General features: G+C 65.8%; 17 protein-coding genes. 7 read left to right on the top strand and 10 right to left on the bottom strand.

Annotated elements, in window-relative coordinates; translation table 11 throughout:
* Nucleotides 1-44 precede the first annotated feature (44 nt).
* Nucleotides 45-836 carry a DeoR/GlpR family DNA-binding transcription regulator gene (locus ACHMWQ_RS21205; RefSeq protein WP_396308978.1) on the bottom strand — a complete coding sequence of 264 codons (792 nt, stop codon included), beginning with the start codon at nucleotides 834-836 and terminating at the stop codon, nucleotides 45-47.
* Nucleotides 837-1127: 291 nt separating this feature from the next.
* On the opposite strand from ACHMWQ_RS21205, the gene ACHMWQ_RS21200 reads away from it, so the two are divergent.
* The 4 genes from ACHMWQ_RS21200 to ACHMWQ_RS21185 all read left to right on the top strand — a co-directional run bounded on the left by ACHMWQ_RS21200 (nucleotide 1128) and on the right by ACHMWQ_RS21185 (nucleotide 5891).
* A complete protein-coding gene (locus ACHMWQ_RS21200; protein WP_396308977.1) occupies nucleotides 1128-3230 on the top strand; it encodes a bifunctional rhamnulose-1-phosphate aldolase/short-chain dehydrogenase in 2103 nt (700 codons plus the stop codon).
* A 299-nt stretch (nucleotides 3231-3529) separates the two neighbouring features.
* Nucleotides 3530-4822, top strand: coding sequence for an L-rhamnose catabolism isomerase (gene rhaI / locus ACHMWQ_RS21195; protein ID WP_354550760.1), 1293 nt, complete (start codon nucleotides 3530-3532; stop codon nucleotides 4820-4822).
* Between the two features lie 254 nt (nucleotides 4823-5076).
* A complete protein-coding gene (locus tag ACHMWQ_RS21190; RefSeq protein ID WP_266329816.1) occupies nucleotides 5077-5340 on the top strand; it encodes a glycine zipper domain-containing protein in 264 nt (87 codons plus the stop codon).
* A 287-nt stretch (nucleotides 5341-5627) separates the two neighbouring features.
* Nucleotides 5628-5891, top strand: coding sequence for a glycine zipper domain-containing protein (locus tag ACHMWQ_RS21185; RefSeq protein WP_354550758.1), 264 nt, complete (start codon nucleotides 5628-5630; stop codon nucleotides 5889-5891).
* 97 nt (nucleotides 5892-5988) lie between these two features.
* On the opposite strand, the gene ACHMWQ_RS21180 is transcribed toward ACHMWQ_RS21185, so the two are convergent.
* A complete protein-coding gene (locus ACHMWQ_RS21180; protein WP_396308976.1) occupies nucleotides 5989-6630 on the bottom strand; it encodes an ABC transporter substrate-binding protein in 642 nt (213 codons plus the stop codon).
* 214 nt (nucleotides 6631-6844) lie between these two features.
* Entirely contained in the window at nucleotides 6845-7867 is a 1023-nt protein-coding gene (locus tag ACHMWQ_RS21175; protein WP_396308975.1) for a peptide ABC transporter substrate-binding protein, read from the bottom strand.
* A gap of 193 nt (nucleotides 7868-8060) precedes the next feature.
* On the opposite strand from ACHMWQ_RS21175, the gene ACHMWQ_RS21170 reads away from it, so the two are divergent.
* The 3 genes from ACHMWQ_RS21170 (at nucleotide 8061) to ACHMWQ_RS21160 (ending at nucleotide 10801) form a co-directional block, all read left to right on the top strand.
* Nucleotides 8061-8690 (top strand): hypothetical protein, encoded by a 630-nt coding sequence (locus ACHMWQ_RS21170; RefSeq protein WP_396308974.1) that lies wholly within the window; start codon nucleotides 8061-8063, stop codon nucleotides 8688-8690.
* Nucleotides 8691-8822: 132 nt separating this feature from the next.
* Nucleotides 8823-10082, top strand: coding sequence for a hypothetical protein (locus ACHMWQ_RS21165; RefSeq protein ID WP_396308973.1), 1260 nt, complete (start codon nucleotides 8823-8825; stop codon nucleotides 10080-10082).
* The gene (locus tag ACHMWQ_RS21160; RefSeq protein ID WP_396308972.1) at nucleotides 10028-10801 is read left to right on the top strand and encodes an FUSC family protein; all 774 of its coding nucleotides are present in this window, start codon (nucleotides 10028-10030) and stop codon (nucleotides 10799-10801) included. Before ACHMWQ_RS21165 ends, ACHMWQ_RS21160 begins: the two co-directional genes overlap by 55 nt.
* 177 nt (nucleotides 10802-10978) lie before the next feature.
* Here the strand turns inward: ACHMWQ_RS21160 and ACHMWQ_RS21155 are convergent, their stop codons facing one another.
* From ACHMWQ_RS21155 to ACHMWQ_RS21125, 7 genes are all read right to left on the bottom strand, one after another.
* A complete protein-coding gene (locus ACHMWQ_RS21155; RefSeq protein WP_396308971.1) occupies nucleotides 10979-12064 on the bottom strand; it encodes a hypothetical protein in 1086 nt (361 codons plus the stop codon).
* A 73-nt stretch (nucleotides 12065-12137) separates the two neighbouring features.
* Nucleotides 12138-13160, bottom strand: a complete 1023-nt coding sequence (yut, locus tag ACHMWQ_RS21150; protein ID WP_396308970.1) for an urea transporter — start codon at nucleotides 13158-13160, stop codon at nucleotides 12138-12140.
* Nucleotides 13161-13277: 117 nt separating this feature from the next.
* Nucleotides 13278-14186 carry an urease accessory protein UreD gene (locus tag ACHMWQ_RS21145; RefSeq protein WP_396308969.1) on the bottom strand — a complete coding sequence of 303 codons (909 nt, stop codon included), beginning with the start codon at nucleotides 14184-14186 and terminating at the stop codon, nucleotides 13278-13280.
* On the bottom strand, nucleotides 14186-14821 hold the full coding sequence (gene ureG / locus ACHMWQ_RS21140) for an urease accessory protein UreG (RefSeq protein ID WP_354550747.1): 636 nt from the start codon (nucleotides 14819-14821) through the stop codon (nucleotides 14186-14188). Before ureG ends, ACHMWQ_RS21145 begins: the two co-directional genes overlap by 1 nt.
* A 20-nt stretch (nucleotides 14822-14841) precedes the next feature.
* Nucleotides 14842-15573, bottom strand: a complete 732-nt coding sequence (locus tag ACHMWQ_RS21135; RefSeq protein ID WP_396309504.1) for an urease accessory protein UreF — start codon at nucleotides 15571-15573, stop codon at nucleotides 14842-14844.
* Nucleotides 15545-16171 carry an urease accessory protein UreE gene (ureE, locus tag ACHMWQ_RS21130; RefSeq protein WP_354550743.1) on the bottom strand — a complete coding sequence of 209 codons (627 nt, stop codon included), beginning with the start codon at nucleotides 16169-16171 and terminating at the stop codon, nucleotides 15545-15547. The genes ACHMWQ_RS21135 and ureE overlap by 29 nt, the downstream gene beginning before the upstream one ends.
* A 31-nt stretch (nucleotides 16172-16202) precedes the next feature.
* Entirely contained in the window at nucleotides 16203-17924 is a 1722-nt protein-coding gene (locus ACHMWQ_RS21125) for an urease subunit alpha (RefSeq protein ID WP_396308968.1), read from the bottom strand.
* Nucleotides 17925-17931: the final 7 nt, after the last annotated feature.

Below are 17931 nucleotides of genomic sequence, written 5' to 3'. Positions count from 1 at the left end.
TTGCGCCGATTCTTATTGGCCGGGATTGGCGGGACTTGCGGGCATCAGCTTTCCGGCGGGACCTCCACGACGTCGACGATGACGCCGGCGTCCCGCAGCATGTCGCAGGCTTCCTGCGGAGCGGAACTGTCCGTGATGACCCGGTCGAGCTGGGTCAGCGGACAGAGGATCAGGCTGCCGCGCGGCTGGAACTTCGAGCCGTCGACCAGCGCGATCACTTCCTCGGCCTGCTTCAGCATCTTCTGTTCGGCCTTGATCAGGACGGGATCGCCCTCGATCAGGCCCTGGCGGCGGATGGCATGGGCGCCGAGGAAATATTTCCCGGCATAGAAATGCTCGATCACCGTGTCGCTGGTGTAGGGGCTGACGACCATGCGCTGCTCCCGATGCACGTCGCCGCCGGGCAGCACGACCTGGCAATCGCCATTGGCGATCAGATAGAGCGCGAGATCGAGCGAATTGGTCAGCACGCGCAGCTTGCGCTCGGCGATATAGGGGCCGAGGCAATAGGTGGTCGTGCCGCCATTGACGATGATGGATTCACCGTCTTCGACCAAGCCGGCGGCGGCCCGTGCGATCGCCCGCTTGGCAGCGAGGTTCTGCAGCCGGGTTTCCTCGAAGGCCGGCGTCATCAGGCTGCCGATGCCGTTCTCGCCATGCAGCCGTTCGGCGCCGCCGCGCACCTTGCGCAGTTGGCCGACATCGTTGAGCGCGGTGATGTCGCGACGGATCGTGGCCTCGGAAGCGCCGGTGAGGCCGACGAGCTGCGCCACCGTGACGACGGGGCGCTCGGCCACCTCGCCGAGGATGATCCTGTGACGCTCGATTTCGTGCATGCGACCCTCCGACTGGCCGGGATTTTCCAAGCTTTCCGATGATTGTCAATCAAAAACGATCATCATCGATAATGATGCGGCGCAAAAGGATCATTATCGATCATATTGCGCTGCGATATGGCTGGTATCTGACCGCTTTTGATTGACAAAGCCCGAAGCTGCTGACAGATCATGAGCCGCAATTGCGTGGTCCTCGGCTCCCAAGGCCGAGCGACGTCCCCCGTGGATGGTTCGCCGATCCGAATGCGCTCGCATCTGCGCGGCGGCGACCGATCAAGAGCAGCTTTGATCATGACCTCACCCGCCTCCTCGCACCGCCTCGACAATCGCTGGGATGACGCCAAGGCCGCCGGCCTCAGCGAATCCGAGCTTCTGCTCTATCGCTCGAACCTGCTCGGTTCCGACAAGCGGATCACCAATTTCGGCGGCGGCAACACCTCGGCCAAGGTCACCGAAAAGGACCCGCTTTCCGGCGAGGACGTCACGGTGCTCTGGGTCAAGGGCTCGGGCGGCGATGTCGGCTCGATGAAGCTCGACGGTTTCGCGACCCTCTACCAGGACAAGCTCGAAGCGCTGAAGGGCATCTATCGCGGCCTCGAGCATGAGGACGAGATGGTCGGCCTGCTGCCGCACTGCACGTTCAATTTGAACCCGCGCGCCGCCTCGATCGACACGGCGCTGCACGCTTACGTCCCCTACAAGCATGTCGACCACATGCACCCGGACGCGATCATCGCCATCGCCGCGTCGCAGAATTCCAAGGAACTGACGCAGCAGATCTATGGCGACACCATCGGCTGGCTGCCCTGGAAGCGCCCCGGCTTCGAGCTCGGCCTGTGGCTGTCGAAGTTCGCCAACGAGAACCCCAACGCCAAGGGCGTCGTGCTCGAGAGCCACGGCCTGTTCACCTGGGCCAACACCTCCAAGGACGCCTATGAGCTGACGCTCGAGATCATCAACAAGGCGATCGAGTGGTTCGCCAAGGAGACGGAAGGCAAGCCGATCTTCGGCGGCGCCGTCTCGCAGTCGCTCGACGCCGACAAGCGCCGCGCCGTGGCGGCCGCCCTGATGCCGCAGATCCGCGGCCGCATCGGCAAGACGGAATCGAAGATCGGTCATTTCGACGACCAGCCGGCCGTGCTCGAATTCGTCAATTCCGCTCAGCTTCGCGCATTGGCGGCCCTCGGCACGTCCTGCCCCGATCATTTCCTCCGCACCAAGATCCGTCCGCTGGTCGTCGACTACGACCCGGCCAAGGACAATCTCGATGAGGTGCTCGCCGGTCTCGACGGCGCGCTCGACGCTTATCGCGCCGATTACGCCGCCTACTACGAGCGCTGCAAGCATGCCAACAGCCCGGCCATGCGCGACCCCAACGCCGTCGTCTACCTGATCCCCGGCGTCGGCATGATCACCTTTGCCCGCGACAAGGCGACCGCCCGGATCGCCGGCGAGTTCTACGTCAACGCCATCAACGTGATGCGCGGCGCCTCGACGGTCTCGACCTATGTCGGCCTCGACGAGCAGGAAGCCTTCGACATCGAGTACTGGCTGCTCGAAGAGGCCAAGCTGCAGCGCATGCCGAAGGCGAAGTCGCTGGCTGGCCGCATCGCCTTCATCACAGGCGGCGCCGGCGGCATCGGTTCGGCCACCGCCGTCCGCTACCTGCAGGAAGGCGCGGTCGTCATGATCGCCGACATCGACCAGAACGCGCTCGACACGACCGTCTCGGGCCTCGGCGCCAAGTTCGGCAAGGACAACATTCGCGGCGTCATCGCCAACGTCACCAGCGAAGCGGCTGTCGAGAAGGCATTCCACGACACGCTGATCGAATTTGGCGGCATCGACATCCTCGTCTCCAATGCCGGCATCTCGTCGGCGGCGCCCTTCGAGGAGACGACGCTGGAGACCTGGGACAAGAACATCGCGATCCTGGCGACCGGCTACTTCCTCGTCTCGCGCTCCGCCTACCGGATCATGAAGACGCAGAAGCTCGGTGGCTCGATCGTCTTCATCGCCTCGAAGAACGGGCTCGCGGCGTCGGCCGGCGCTTCCGCCTATTGCACCGCCAAGGCGGCCGAGATCCATCTCGCCCGCTGCCTGGCGCTGGAAGGCGCGCCGTTCGGCATCCGCGTCAACACGATCAACCCGGACGCGGTGCTGCGCGGCTCGAAGATCTGGCAGGGCGAGTGGCGCCAGCAGCGCGCCGAATCCAACAAGATCGGCGAGGACGATCTCGAGGAATTCTACCGCAACCGCTCGCTGCTGAAGCGCAGCGTGTTCCCGGAAGACATCGCCGAGGCCGCCTATTTCCTCGCCGCCGACCTGTCCAACAAGTCGACCGGCAACATCATCAATGTGGATGCGGGCAACGTGATTTCGTTCACGCGGTAAGTTCGAGCGGAACGCTTCACCTCTCCCTGAGGGAGAGGTCGACGCACGCAGTGCGGCGGGTGAGGGTTTACGGCCTCACCGGGCAAGTTCCCTAAACCCTCACCCGGAGCTGCGCTCCGACCTCTCCCTCAGGGAGAGGTAAGAAGTCGGAGCCGTCCGGATGGATCCGGCGCCGGAGTGAGGGAAGTGCAAAGCCTCTTCGTCATCCCGCTTACCTCGGGGATGACGGAGATGGATGGATTTCGGCGTGTCCGCAGGACGGACCGTTACGCAAAACTGGCTTGGGGAGGACCCGCCACATGACCGATCTTCCGATCTCTTCCGATCTTCTGGCCGAAAAGAACAAGGCCGAGGAAGCCGCGCTCGCCAATGACTATGCCTCGCTCGGCGAGCAGCTCGACCGGCGCGGCATCGACATCGACGTCATCACCCGCAAGGTCGCCGCCTTCACCGTCGCCGTTCCTTCCTGGGGCGTCGGCACCGGCGGCACGCGCTTCGCCCGCTTCGCCGGCCCCGGCGAGCCGCGCGGCATCTTCGAGAAGCTGGACGATTGCGCCGTCATCAACCAGCTGACCCGCGCGACGCCCAACGTCTCGCTGCACAACCCCTGGGACAAGGCCGACGTCAGGGAGCTGAAGGCCAAGGCGGATTCGCTCGGCCTCGGCTTCGACGCGATGAATTCCAACACCTTCTCGGACGCCAAGGACCAGAAGCATTCCTACAAGTTCGGCTCGCTGTCGCATACCGATGCGGCCGTGCGCCAGCAGGCGATCGAGCACAACATCGAGACGATCGAGATCGGCAAGGCGCTCGGTTCCAAGGCGCTGACGGTGTGGATCGGCGACGGCTCCAACTTCCCCGGCCAGTCGAACTTCACCGGTGCGTTCGAGCGCTATCTCGGCGCGATGAAGTCGGTCTATGCGGCGCTGCCGGATGACTGGCGCGTCTTCACCGAGCACAAGCTCTATGAGCCGGCCTTTTACTCGACCGTGGTGCAGGACTGGGGCACCAACTACATGATCGCCCAGGAACTCGGCCCCAAGGCGTTCTGCCTCGTCGACCTCGGCCACCATGCGCCGAACGTCAATATCGAGATGATCGTGGCTCGGCTGATCCAGTTCGAGAAGCTGGCCGGCTTCCACTTCAACGATTCGAAATATGGCGACGACGACCTCGATGCCGGGTCGATCAACCCGTTCCAGCTCTTCCTCGTGTTCAACGAACTGGTGGATGCCGAATACCGCAAGGCCAAGGGCTTCACGCCCGCCTATATGATCGACCAGTCGCACAATGTGACCGATCCGATCGAGAGCTTGATGACCAGCGCGATCGAGATCCTGCGCGCCTATACCCAGGCGCTGCTGGTCGACCGGCCCGCGCTCGCTGGCTACCAGGAATCGAACGACGTGCTGATGGCGAACCAGTCGCTGAAGCGCGCCTTCACCACCGATGTCGGTCCGATCCTCGCCAAGGCGCGGCTGGCCAAGGGTGGCGCGATCGACCCGGTCGGCGTGTATCGGGCCGCCGGCTACCGCGCCAAGGTTACGGCCGAGCGGCCGTCGTCCGGCGGAAGCTCTAGCGGCATCGTGTGACTATTATACTTCTGTTGACAACGGAATTAGAAGAGTCAGGTCCGATTCGACTTGCCGCTTCTCTGTGCTCTTCAGAACAGCTAGCTTGACTTCAAGCCTGACTGACCCTTCAAGGGGCGCGGGTGCATGGCTTTGATGTCGGTCTCCGGCGATTCTCGCGAATGCCGGGGTCCGGATCGAGCGCCAATGCGGGGGAACCGGACGGGTCCGCTCGGACGGCCTCCCTCGGGGGTTCACATCGACAGGAGAGATTGATGAAGAAGGCTTCTACGCTCGTTATGCTCGTTGCCCTCGGCGCAGTGGCAGCTGGCTGCACCACCGGTTCGCGCGCTGGTGATGGTGCCGTTGTCGGCGGCCTCGCCGGTGCAGCCATCGGTGGCATCGCTGGCGGCAGCGTTGGTGCGGCAGCTATCGGCGCTGGCGTCGGTGCGGTCACCGGCGCGATCATCGCTGACGCGACCGGTCGCTGCTACTGGAAGGACCGTTACGGCCGTCGTCACTACACGTCCTGCCGCTAATCGCTTCCCAGGGCATGAGACGGACCGAGGCGCGCAGCGCATCGTCCGTCACGTGCCTCGACAGATCGCGTGGCCGCCCGAACCCAGCGGGGATGGTGCGGCTGCCGACCTAAAAACGGCCGGAACCTGGTTCCGGCCGTTTCTTTTTGCCTCGGCTTTGGGGCCTTTGGCGCCCCGACGATAAAGCGGGACACGTCGCCTCGGAACCCATCGCGGACCTCCTGCATTACAATTTGGCAATCATGCATTCAGGACGTGCCCCCCGGCGGCGTCCAGAGGAGGTCGACATGAAGAAAAGTTCCCTGGTGATCGCTCTAGCCCTGACCGGCGCCGTCCTTGCAGGCTGCACGACTGGTTCCCGCACCGGTGACGGCGCCGTTGTCGGCGGCCTCACGGGCGCAGCGATCGGCGGAATTGCCGGCGGCAGCGTCGGCGCAGCGGCGATCGGCGCTGGTGTTGGCGCAGTGACCGGCGCGATCATCGCGGACGCGACCGGTCGTTGCTACTGGCGCGACAATTACGGCCGCCGCCACTACGTCGCCTGCCGCTAAGCCGGTTGCACCGACGCTAGAGCCTTTCTCCGTTTCGCTGAAGCGGTGAAAGGCTCACTCCTCACGCGGACCGGTACCCGCTTCGCTCGAAAACGCTCTAGTTGACCGCGAGGAAGCGGGTCGGGTGGACGTTGAGCGGATTGTCGCTCCAGCCCGTCAGCGTCGGCGATACCAGCGATAGCGAGACATAGCCGAGCAGGGGAATGATCGGCGCGTCGGCGGCAAGCAAGGCCGCTGCCGCGCCAAGTTCCTGTTTGCGACGCTCGACATCCATGTCGACCGCCGCCTGGTCCAACAGCTTGTCATAGTCGCGGTTGTTGTAGCGCGGGTAGTTGAAGCGGACATTGTCGCTGCGCAACACCGTCAACAGGTCGATCGGATCGGCCTCGTCGGCGATCCAGCCAGTCCGCGCCACATCGAAATCCCCACCATCGCGCAGCCGCGCGAAATGCGCCGGGTTCGGCTCGGTGACGATCGTCGCCTCGACTCCGATCGTCTTCCACTGATCCGCGATGACGCGGGCTGTCTCCTCATGGCCAAGGCCGGTGCCGACGCGGATGGTGAGGCGCAGCGGCTTGGGTCCAGCCTCATCCTTCGCCTCTTCTTCCGTGGCAGCGGGTGCCGCAGCCTTTGCCTCGGGCTGGTCGGCCACCGCCTTGTCGTTAGCCGGCTTCTCAGCCACCGGGGCCGCATCGCCCGGGACGGTGACGCTCGGCTTTGCCGTAATCGAATAGGTCACGTCGGGGTTGGCGCCATCCTTGGTGCCGGAAGCGCCCGGCTCCGCCGGCTGGGTGTCCGTGGCCTTGCCGTCCGCGGCGTTCGCCGGCGTCGCGGCGCTCGCCGAGGCGGTCGGCTTGGCTGCCTCCTCAGGCTTCGGAACGACGGCGGCGACCTCGCGGAAGCCCGCGGCCTCGAGCAGTTTGCGCGCCTCGGCGCGGCGAGCCTCGATGGGCTCAGGCGCAGCGGCGGGCGCGCCGGCGAGGGCAGGGGGGGACCAGCGTCTCGGCCGGCACCATGCCGCCCGACCACACCGCGCCGGCCAGCGCCTCGCGGTCGATGGCGAGCGACAAAGCGCGGCGCACCTCGACCTTGTCGAACGGCTTCTTGGCCGTGTTGATTGCGAAATAATAGGTGCCGGGGAAGGGCGCGAGCCGCAGCGCGCTGCCGAATTCGCCCTTCAGTTCTGGCAGGTTCTCGGTCGGCACGTCGGGGCAGGAAAGCACTGCCTTGGCGCGATAGGCCTCGACGCAGCCGGCGACATCCTCGAAGGCCTTGTAGACGACGCTGTCGATCGGCATCGCCTTGGCGTCGCGGAAGCGCGGGTTCTTGACGAGGATATAGCCGTCCTTCTTGTCGATCGCGGCGAGGCGATAGGCGCCGTTCGAGACGATCTTGCCAGTGGTGCCGAAATCGGCGCCGAGCTTGCGGATCGAGGCGACGTTGACGGGGAGCGCCACCGGAAGCGCCAGGCGGCCGAGGAAAGTCGGCACCGGCCGTTCGAGCGTGATCTCCAGCGACTTCGCATCCGGCGCTGCCACGCCCAGCGTATCCGCCTTGGCGTTGCCCTGCTGGATGGCGGAGGCGTTCTTGATGACGAGCAGCGGCCCCGTCTCGGTCGCGCCGGTCTCGGGCGCGAACAGGCGGCGGAACGACGCCACGAAATCGGCGGCCTTGACCACATCGCCATTCGACCAGCGCGCGCCGTCGCGCAGCTGGAAGGTGTAGACGAGGCCGTCGGGCGAGATGGTCCAGCTTTCGGCGGCGCCGGGTATCGTCTTGCCCTCGCCGTCGAGCGCCACCAGGCCTTCGAACAGGTCGTAGAGGATCGGCGTTTCGTTGAAGGTCGCGGCCTTCTGCGGGTCGAGCGTTTCCGGGGCCTTCACCAGCCCGCGCGGATAGATCACGTCGGCGCTGGCGGGAAGCGCGGCAGTCGCCGCAAGCATCGCGCCGGCGATCCAGGCGAATCGCATCATCATGTCTCCGTATCCGTCCCGACCCGGGCGCGATAATCGTCAGAATTCAGGCGATCTCAAGCCTTTGTCGTGCTTTTCCGCGATCGTGCTGCAGAAGGTTCCGCCCACCCGGTCGAAGGGTCGATGCAAGGGATGCGGGCGCGCCGTAGATTTGCTAAGGTGGCGGCATGAGATCGCATCACTCCGGAGCCCAGGGATGACCGACGCCAGCGGCAGGCAGGGTTCGCCTTCCAATGTCCGCCATCTCGCCGATGCGATCCGCAAGGTTCGGCTGGCGGAGGCGGAGCGCGCCGACGTGGTGGTGGAGCTGAGGGACGCCGAACGGGCCAGGCTCGACCTGCTGGCCGATGAATTGCGCGGCGTCTTCGCGGAGGTTCCCGAGGACGACGACCAGTTCGTGGCGCAGATCGACACCGGAAGCCAGCCGCGCTTCTGGATCGACATGACCTCCTTCGTCTCGATGGCGCGCGACCGGCGCACCTATCGCTTCCTGAAGGATACGCGGCTCGGCCGCACCGTCATCCTCGAAACCGCCGATCTCGACGACATGGCCGATTGCGTCATGCACTATGTCGCCGAGCGCATCATCGAGCGCGACCGCGCGCTGGAGGGCGACTGGCTGTTGCGCCGCGCCGCCGCGCAGGCGGAGACGCCGCGCCGGGAACGGCGCCGGATCGGTCGCGAACCGGCGGTCGAGGCTCCGACGGTGGTGGCCCCTGCCACGGCGGTCGCGCCGACGGGCTGGATCGTCGCGGCGTTCCTGGCCGGCATCCTGGTCGGCGTCGTCGCACTGCTCGCTTATGCCTGGGTACATGTTGGCGGCTGACGGCGCGCGGTGACGTCCGCGCGATCGCCGCGTTCCCCTGCCAAGCTTTACCAACTATAAGATTGGCCTCCTGAATCGTTGAAGCCTATGGTTGTGGCCACGGCGACGGCCAGTGCGATAGTGGTACAGCGGATGCATTATAAGCCTGCCGAATGGCTCGTGAACCTGACGCGGCTCAATCCGAAATCGGCCTGGCCGTGGCGGCAATCAGTTCGCCTGGCGCTGGCGGTGACGGTGCCGATGGTGGTCGGGCTGATGATCGGGCAGACGGAAGCCGCGATCATGGTGTCGCTCGGCGCCTTGCTGAATTCGATCAAGGTCCAGTCCGGTCCCTATTCGGTCCGACTCCACAATTTCCTGATCATCGTGCCCATCGCCATGTCGGGCTACGTGCTGGGAGCGGTAGTGTCGGGTCACGGGCTGCTGACGCTGGTAATGCTGGTTCTGGTCGGTATCCTTTCCGGCCTGATCAGCGGCTATGGCGCGGTGTTCTCCAAGGCCGCGATGCAGATGATGATGCTCGCGGTCATCGCCGGCGCTGGCGATCCCCCGTCATCGGTCTGGCTGCCGGCGGTGCTGTTTGCCGGCGGCGCGGCCTTCGCCGCGCTGTTGCTCGGGATCCAGGCGGCTTTGGACCGCCATCTGCCGGAGCGCAAGACGCTGGCGCATCTGCTGCATGCGTTGTCCCACCTGGCGCGGATCGATGGCGATCCGCCGGCGGTTCAGGGCGGATCGGCGCTCGACACCCCGTTCGAGCAGCAGCGCCGCCATGTCACTGACGCCATGCTCAAAGCCTATTCCGACCTGCTCGAAACCCGGCTCGGCAGTGACGGCAGCACGCAGGACGGCGATCACCGCGCCGCGATCCTGTCGACGGCGAGCCTGATCTTTTCCACCCTGGTTGCCGGTGGCAATTCGGCCGAGGCCCTGCACACGGCCGGCCATCGGCTCGAGCAGATCGCCAATGCCGTGGCCAGGCGGGGCGGACGGCCGGCCGGCGCTAAGGCGGCGCCCGACGCGCCGCCGCTGGTGCGCTATGTCGCTCGGCTGTGCGACGAGATCTGGCCGGGCGAGGCGCGCCGGCCCCAGGCGGAAGCCGGCGCCTCGCGCTCGCATTCCATGCACGCGCCATCCTGGCTCGAGCGGCGCTGGTGGCTCGACCGGATCGGCCGCCTCGCGCCGGGGCGTGACGCCGTCATCTCGGCGCTGCGGCTGGCGCTTTGCCTGGCGATCGCCTTTGCCGCGCAAAGCTATCTGGGCGGCGTCCGCTCCTACTGGATCCCGCTCTGCGTGGTGATCGTGCTGAGCCCGACCTCGGCTCCGTCTTCGTGCGGGCGATGCAGCGTTCAATCGGCACGATGGTGGGCGTCGTCTTCGGCGTGGTCATCCTGACGCTTATCCCGAAGGGGATCTGGCTACTCGCCTGCATGGCGGCACTGGGGGTGGTTCTGCCGGCGGCCGCACAGCGCGGCTATGCCATGCAATGCGCCTTCCTGACGCCGCTGATGCTGATCCTGATCGACATGACCGCGCAGGGGACTGTGGATTTCGGTCCGCAGCGGCTTGTCGATACGCTGATCGGTTCCGCCATCGCGGTCGTGTTCGGCTATCTGATCTGGCCGCGCGATCCCGCCCCCGAGATCCGCCAGTCCTTCAACCGCGCGATGGCCGCGTCGGAAGCCTATCTGCGCGCTGCCTGCGCGACCGGCACCGGCGACAAGCGGGCCGCGGAGGGACAGCTGTTCAGCGCGATGACGGTCGCCTATCGGAGCCTGTCCAATGTGCGCGCCGGCCTGCAGCGCGCCATCGCCGAACCGCCGCCCGCCAGCCGCGAGGCCGCCGCCTGGTTCCCGGCCGTGGTCGAGGCCGAACGCCTCTGCGATCGCATCACCGGATTGGCGCAGCTCCATCTCTCGGGCGCCGTCACCCTCGATCCCGCGAGCGTCGAGCGCCGCGTCGCCATGCTCGAGAGCCTGCGCACGGGTTCCGCGGCCGGCGGCACGGAGGCGCCGGAGGCACTCGTCGCAGCGAGCCCGGATGCGGACGCGGCGTTCCAGGAGATCGATTTCGAACTGGCGCGGCTGTCGCAGCTGATGCAGCCGGCGCAGTAGGGGCTGGGGCAAGACCCGCGTTTTGCCCCGCTAGAGCACCGACGGGATAACGAACCGTCGGTGGTGACAGAAGGCCTTTGGGTGGAGGCAGGCGCGTGGTCCGAACCTCGCCCGCTGCGGGGAGGATGGGCGAGGGCGTTTGGTCCTCGCACGCAGGCGGCCTAAGCCGCGCTGCGCCTAGATCGCGCTGCTGATCGCCTCGTTCGACGCGGAAGCGGCGCCGGGGAACGGCCCCGTGACGTCGAGCACCGAGGTCGGCGTCAGGGTCGCCACGGCGACCTGCTGGATGAACGGGGCATATTCGACGCGCATGGCAAGATAGCTGCGTCGGCATTCGGCCCGGTCGTGGATCACCGGCAGACCTGCGGCGACGAGCGCATCATAAAGCCTGTCGAAGCGGTTGGTGTCAGCGGAACGGCCGTGCGGGCGGGGCGGTGCGCCGACGCCGAGCGCGCCGGCGATGAGGCGCATCGTCGTGGCGCCCTCGCGGCGGCAGAGCCGGGCCTCCGCCGGCGCCTGGCGACCCAGGCAGGCGGTCAGGGCGTTGGCGGTATCGAGCACGCTGAGCGACGTGGCGATCCAGCTCGTGCCGGGATAGATCGACGGCACATAGGACAGGATCGGCGAGAGCGTATGGGTCTCGCGGATGCCGCGGAACCAGTTTTCCCAGTCCTCCCAGCCCTCGGTAATGCCGCCATCATCCTTCTTTTCCAGGAGCCAGCCCAGATAGCGCTCGCTGCTGGCCTCGTCCTCGGTGCGGGCATAGAACCAGCCGACCCGGCGCTCGCGGGTTTGGATCGCGGCCTGGTAGCCGGGAACGAAGGTGAAGAGCAGCATGACGACGGCGAGGCCGATCGCCGCCTGGAACACGGCGAGATATTCGCCGACCAGCGTCGAGGGCGTGAGATAGCCGAGCGTGCTGAGCGCCGAGCCGCTGGCGCTCAGCGCCCGCCAGAAATCCGGCTCGATCCGCAGGCCCCAGAGAATGCCGGTGAACGCGATCTGCACCAGCAGGAACCACGTCACCACCGCGATCAGCACGAAGAGCGGCATGATCCAGGCCTGGCGGCGCTGGATCTCGGTGTAGCCGATGCTCCGGCCGATGAAGCGCTGGATGATGGCAACTGCGCTCCGCCGGGCATTGCGCTCGACGAAGTCGTTCGATTTCGAGTTCAGCAGGGCGACGACGACGATCGAGCGGAAATAGAGGGCGAGCAGGATGGCGCCCACGAGACAGGCCAGAACATACAGCGCGATCGTCATGGTTTTCCCGGAACAGGCAGAGGGACGGCGAAGACGGTTCGTCTCGGCGGGGGACGGGAGCGCGGGGCTCCCGTCAGGGGCTCTTCTTGAACAGCCCGCCCTGCATGAGGCCATGCGGATGCGGCTTCAGGTCGGCCTTGGGCAGCAGGAACAGCCAGGTCACGAAGACGAACGGGGCCGTGAAGGTGGGGATGCCGAGCGGCGCGACGCCGGCATTCATGGCGCCCTGGACCAGCACGGTGAAGACGGTGCCGAGCAGCGCGAAGACGAGAACGCGCGGGGAGGGTGCATAGAAGACGCAGCCGAGGCCGACCGCCGTCAGGACCGGGCTGAAGCCGTAGAGGCCGGCCGTCACGGCGGCGAGGCTGGCGCCCAGCGCCAGCGAAACGGCCAGCGCCACCGCCGCACCGACCGCCGCGAGCCCGGCAGCCCAGGCCGACGAGACGAGCAGTCCCACCAGCACGAGCACGCCGCTGACCGGATTGTTGATCAGGAAGACCTGCGCCGGTCCCTTGAGCCAGGCCAGGAACAGCTCCGTGACATTCAGCGCGGATTCCGCGCCGGCCGTATCCAGCGCATGCGGCAGGGCGGCCGGGCCCATCGAGGCGATCGGCAAATGGCCGAAGGAATAGGCGCCCAGCACCAGGAACCAGGTGGTCAGCACGAAGGGGAAGGTGAGTGCCGGCGCTTCCCAGGTCTTCATGATCTTGGAAACGGCGAGCATGACGACGGTCGAGACCGCCGCGCCGACGAGAAGGATGAACCACATCGCCGCGCCATCGGCGAGCAGGGTCGGCACCGCGACGCCGACCAGCACGCCGTTGAAGCCGAACATTCCCTGTTCGAGCGACGTCTGGTCCACGTTCAGCAGCATGGCGGTGACGGTCGCCACGACCAGCGCCACGACCGCGCCGATGGCGATGTCGATCTGGCCGCTGGCGATCGCGCCCCAGATGATGGCGGCGAGGAAGAACAGGCCGGTCAGGGGATTGTTCTGGAAGATGACCTGGCCGGCGCCGCGCAGATTGATGTCCAGGAAGCGCGCGAGCGCATTCTTTTGCGTGAAGCCTGTCCAGGCCGAGAGCGCGTCCGACATCCTGTCCCCCTCATCGATGGTCGCCCCTCGGCGACGTGACCGTCCCAAATCGGCTGCCGCCGCCGGCGAGGCGCCGGCGGGTCGTTTGCGGTGGTGCGGCGACCTGGCGGTCGCGCCTCAGGCCCAGAGAAAGTTCTCGGGCACCTTGTGGCCGGCGGCGATCTCGCGCGCCTCGGACCAGAACTCGCGGATCTTGGCCATGGCCGGCGCCGATTCCATCGACAGCACCTTGAAGATGATGCCGGCGTCGTTCGGCAGGCGGCTGGCGCCGTAGGCGATCTCGTTTTCCGCGTCAAAGGCCGGCGTGACCCGGTCGAACAGGGCGTCGGCGTGCTCCTTCGGCGTCAGCACGATGACGTTGCCGAAGACATGGAAGCCGCCCATCACGCCCATGCGCGAGAGTTCGCTGATGTGCGGCTCGATCACGAACTTCTCCGTGAACAGCGCCGTGCCATCCGGCCGCGCCGCCTCGACGGTCGACGAGAACAGCTTGTACTGGAAGATCTCGCCGTCGCCGTAATGCTTGCGGCCCGGCATCAGGATCTCCGAGTAGATCAGCGTCGCCGTCGGATCGACCGAAACCTTGGTCGCCTGGATGAAGCGCGAGTTCTTTGCCGGAATGATCGGGCGCGCGATGTATTCCAGATAGGAGCCGGCCGCCAGCGTCAGTTCCTGGGTCTGGCTGGCATAGTTCGCGTCCATCTCGTGGATGCGGGTCGCCGACTGGGTCGTGACATGCGCCTGCGAGCCGGCCGCCATGTCGATCTCGATGATGTTGCGGTCCCCCTGCAGGATACCGCCGGCATTCGAGATGATGGAGACGCAGGGCAGGCCCGGCATCTCCTCGTCCCAGTAGAGCGCCTGCTGGACGATCAGGGGCGCACGGCGGTGCAGGGTGCGCAAGAGGCTGCGATGCGGACCCGGTTCGAAACCGAGCCGCAACATCGCGTTCTTGCCGAAGGAGCCGCTCGGCAGCTGAGGGGGCTCATCCTGATAAGCCCCCAGTTCCCGGGCGCCGCTGAACATTACGCGCCTGCTTTTTCGGTGGTTTCGAACAGCAGGTTCTGGCGGATCAGGTCGGTCAGCTCCTCGATGCCTTCGTTTGTCTTGCAGTTGGTGAAGACGAAGGGCTTCTTGCCGCGCATCATGCGGGAGTCATCGTCCATGACCTGCAGGCTGGCGCCGACATAGGGAGCCAGATCGGTCTTGTTGATGACCAGGATGTCGGAATGGCTGACGCCGGGGCCGTTCTTGCGCGGGATCTTGTCGCCGGCGGCGACGTCGATCACGTAGATGAAGAAGTCGACCAGGGCCGGGCTGAAGGTGAGCGTCAGGTTGTCGCCGCCGCTCTCGATCAGAACGAGGTCGGAATCGGGGAACTTCGCTTCCATCTCCTCGACGGCGGCGAGGTTCATGCTCGGGTCTTCGCGGACGGCCGTATGCGGGCAGCCGCCGGTCTCGACGCCGATGATGCGCTCTTCCAGCAGGATGCCGCGCAGCGTGCGCTGCACGTGCTTGGCGTCTTCGGTGGTGACGACGTCGTTGGTGATCACCAGGATCCGATAGCCGAGCTTCACGAGCACAGGCGTGATCGCCTCGATGATGGCGGTCTTGCCGGAGCCGACGGGTCCACCAATGCCGATGCGGGGGATCTTTTTCATAGTGCTATCCAGCTACCTTGTTAGTTCATGAACATGCGGACGTGGCCCTTGACGTGGACCGCCGCGAGAATGTCGATGATCGGCGAGAAGCTCGCCATTTCGTCGACGGTCGCATCCGCGACCCTCTCATAAGCGGTACCCACCTGGGCCGTGACGTCCAGAAGGATCTTCTGCGTATCGACGAACGAAATCCGCATCAGGCGCAGCGCGGCGCTGAGCACGCCGTTGGCCACGCCATATTGATGGACGCCGAACGCGTCGCGCCGGTTGGCCTTCAGCGTGCCGAGGGTGATGGCGAGGCTGACCGGATGGGTGCCGGGCGTCTCGCCGCTCTTGATCCTCTGGAACCAGTCGCGCGGGAGCGGTTCCTCGATCATGCCGGCCGACAATTCGCAGAGCTTCTTGCCCATGCGAACCGTCATCAGGCGCGTTTCCTCGTTCAGCTTGCGCTGGTAGGTCAGCCGGTCGATCCGCATCAGCTCGTCGACATCGCCGGCCTCGACCGCCCGATGGGCGCAGAGCACCGCCACGCCATCGCTGGTGGCAGCCTGCCACATCGATGTTTCCGTGTAGGTGCGCAGCGTCGCCGGGCCATCGACGATGCCCTGCTGAATGGCGGTTTCCAGTCCGTTCGAGAACGAGAAACCACCGACCGGCAGGGCGGAGTCGGCGAATTGCAGCAGATAGAGCAGTTCCGGCAGGGGCCTGTCGGAACCGCCTCCCTCAGTGGTCATGATCGTGGTCATGGGAATGGCCGTGGCCATGCGAATGTCCATGACCATGGGCGTCCTTCGATGCATTGTGATGCGAATGCGGCGTGTCGCTGGCGCCCCCGAACAGGCGGCGCGATTCATGCGGCGCCAGATAGGGGATCACCTCCGAGCCGGGCATGAACTCGTGACGGACGCCCGGCAGGGCGTGCGTCTTCATCACCGAGTTCATCACCTTCTTGTCGACGGTGAGCGGCACGTAAACCTTGGTTCCCTTGACGACGGCCGGCCAATGCTGGTTGCCCAGTGCATGGCCAAGCTCGAACAGGGTCTGCACCATCTTCTCGACCTGCTCGCCGACGACTTCCTGCAGGTCGATGATCATCACTTCGCGCAGGGTGATGCGGGCGACCACGGCCGCCCGCTTGGCTTCGTCCCAGATCAGGACGTCGCCATCATGCAGGTGCGAGTTGCGATCGAGCGAAAGAGCCAGCTCGACATCGCCGAGCGTCGCCTTGCGGAGCCGGCTCTTCTGGGCCTCCCACTGGTCCAGTTCGAGCCAGTCGATGGTCGCGCCGTCAAGGGACTTGGCCCATTCCGGATCCCGAACGTTACCAAGCGTGCTTTCGATAAGTATCATGCGTGCCTCTGCTGCATGGGAATGCAGGCGATCAACTGAAGAAATAGAGCTGGTTGAGCGAAATGCTCGTCGGCGGCTCGACCGTCACATGCTTGCCGTCGATGGTGACCGCGAAGGTCTCCGGATTGACGTCGATGTTCGGCAGATAGTCGTTGCGGACCATGTGCTGCTTGCCGAGCGTGCGCGTGCCGGAAACCGGGCTGATCATGCGCTGCAGGCCGAGCTTCTCGCCGATCTTGTCGTCATAGGCGGCGCGCGAGACGAAGGTGATCGAGCTCTTCTGCATCGCGGTGCCGAAGGCGCCGAACATCGGGCGGTAGTACATCGGCTGCGGCGTCGGCAGCGAGGCGTTGGGGTCGCCCATATTGGCCCAGGCGACGAAGCCGCCCTTCAGCACCATCTTCGGCTTGGCGCCGAAGAAGGCCGGCTCCCACAGCACCAGGTCGGCGAACTTGCCGGGCGCGATCGAGCCGATCTCGTGCGCGAGGCCCGAGGTGAGGCAGGGATTGATGGTGACCTTGGCGAGGTAGCGCAGGACGCGGAAGTTGTCGTTGTCCGGGGCATCCTCTTCCAGCTGGCCGCGGGCCTTCTTCATGGCGTCCGCGGTCTGCAGGGCGCGCAGGAAGTTCTCGCCGATGCGGCCCATGGCCTGCGAGTCGGAGCCGATCATCGAGATGGCGCCGAGGTCGTGCAGCACGCTCTCCGCGACGATCGTCTCCGAGCGCACGCGGCTCTCGGCGAAGGCGACGTCGGAGGGGATCTTCGGATTGAGGTTGTGGCAGACCATGATCATGTCGAAGAGCTCGGCAACCGAGTTCTTGCCGCATGGCAGGGTCGGGTTGGTCGAGCTTGGCAGCACGTTGCCCTGGCCGACGACCTTGAGCAGATCCGGCGCATGGCCGCCGCCGGCGCCCTCGCTGTGGAAGGTGTGGATGGTGCGGCCGTCAAAGGCGGCGATCGTGTCCTCGACATAGCCGGATTCGTTCAGCGTGTCGGTGTGGACGGCGACCGAGACGTCATACTCGTCGGCGACCGAAAGGCAGGCACGGATCGCCGACGGCGTCGCGCCGTAGTCCTCGTGCACCTTGAAGCCGGCGCAGCCACCATGCAGCTGCTCGATCATCGGGCCCTTGCCCGTCGAGTTGCCCTTGCCGAGCAGGCCGACATTGATCGGCAGCCCCTCGATCGAGCGCAGCATCATTTCCAGATTCCACGGACCATTGGTGGTCGTGACGCCGTTGCTGCCGTCGACGGGGCCGATACCGCCGCCCCAGATGGTGGTGATGCCGTTCGAAAGCGCGGCATAGACCTGCTGCGGCGAGATGTAATGGACGTGGGTGTCCATGCCGCCGGCGGTCAGGATCAGGTGCTCGCCGGAAATCGCGTCGGTCGAGGCGCCGGTGACCAGGCCCGGCGTGACGCCGTCCATGGTCGAGGGGTTGCCGGCCTTGCCGAGGCCGACGATGCGACCGTTGCGGATGCCGACATCGGCCTTGACGACGCCGAGCGTCGGCTCAAGAACCGTGACGTTGGTGATGACGAGATCGAGGCAGCCGGCTTCCTGCGTCAGCTGGTTCTCCGAACCCATGCCGTCGCGCAGCGTCTTGCCGCCGCCATATTGAAGCTCATCGCCGTAGACGGCGCGCAGATCCTGTTCGATCTCGACATAGAGGTCGGTATTGCCGAGCCGGATCTTGTCACCGACGGTGGGACCGTAGAGATCAGCATATTGCTGACGGGACATCTTGGTCATGACGCCG

The sequence above is a fragment of the Kaistia sp. UC242_56 genome (assembly GCF_044452255.1).
In the GTDB taxonomy this organism is placed as follows: domain Bacteria; phylum Pseudomonadota; class Alphaproteobacteria; order Rhizobiales; family Kaistiaceae; genus Kaistia; species Kaistia defluvii_A.
Note: the sequence above shows the minus strand (reverse complement) of the source record. Positions and strands in the feature narration are given on the sequence as shown.

What these genes read in the sequence shown, in the direction of transcription:
- yut (WP_396308970.1), bottom strand. Translation starts at nt 13,160, where the DNA reads ATGTCGGACGCGCTCTCGGCCTGGACAGGCTTCACGCAAAAGAATGCG.
- ACHMWQ_RS21175 (WP_396308975.1), bottom strand. Translation starts at nt 7,867, where the DNA reads ATGATGATGCGATTCGCCTGGATCGCCGGCGCGATGCTTGCGGCGACT.
- ACHMWQ_RS21205 (WP_396308978.1), bottom strand. Translation starts at nt 836, where the DNA reads ATGCACGAAATCGAGCGTCACAGGATCATCCTCGGCGAGGTGGCCGAG.
- ACHMWQ_RS21160 (WP_396308972.1), top strand. Translation starts at nt 10,028, where the DNA reads ATGCAGCGTTCAATCGGCACGATGGTGGGCGTCGTCTTCGGCGTGGTC.
- ACHMWQ_RS21145 (WP_396308969.1), bottom strand. Translation starts at nt 14,186, where the DNA reads ATGTTCAGCGGCGCCCGGGAACTGGGGGCTTATCAGGATGAGCCCCCT.
- ACHMWQ_RS21170 (WP_396308974.1), top strand. Translation starts at nt 8,061, where the DNA reads ATGACCGACGCCAGCGGCAGGCAGGGTTCGCCTTCCAATGTCCGCCAT.
- ACHMWQ_RS21125 (WP_396308968.1), bottom strand. Translation starts at nt 17,924, where the DNA reads ATGACCAAGATGTCCCGTCAGCAATATGCTGATCTCTACGGTCCCACC.
- ACHMWQ_RS21165 (WP_396308973.1), top strand. Translation starts at nt 8,823, where the DNA reads ATGCATTATAAGCCTGCCGAATGGCTCGTGAACCTGACGCGGCTCAAT.
- rhaI (WP_354550760.1), top strand. Translation starts at nt 3,530, where the DNA reads ATGACCGATCTTCCGATCTCTTCCGATCTTCTGGCCGAAAAGAACAAG.
- ACHMWQ_RS21155 (WP_396308971.1), bottom strand. Translation starts at nt 12,064, where the DNA reads ATGACGATCGCGCTGTATGTTCTGGCCTGTCTCGTGGGCGCCATCCTG.
- ureE (WP_354550743.1), bottom strand. Translation starts at nt 16,171, where the DNA reads ATGATACTTATCGAAAGCACGCTTGGTAACGTTCGGGATCCGGAATGG.
- ACHMWQ_RS21185 (WP_354550758.1), top strand. Translation starts at nt 5,628, where the DNA reads ATGAAGAAAAGTTCCCTGGTGATCGCTCTAGCCCTGACCGGCGCCGTC.
- ACHMWQ_RS21200 (WP_396308977.1), top strand. Translation starts at nt 1,128, where the DNA reads ATGACCTCACCCGCCTCCTCGCACCGCCTCGACAATCGCTGGGATGAC.
- ACHMWQ_RS21190 (WP_266329816.1), top strand. Translation starts at nt 5,077, where the DNA reads ATGAAGAAGGCTTCTACGCTCGTTATGCTCGTTGCCCTCGGCGCAGTG.
- ureG (WP_354550747.1), bottom strand. Translation starts at nt 14,821, where the DNA reads ATGAAAAAGATCCCCCGCATCGGCATTGGTGGACCCGTCGGCTCCGGC.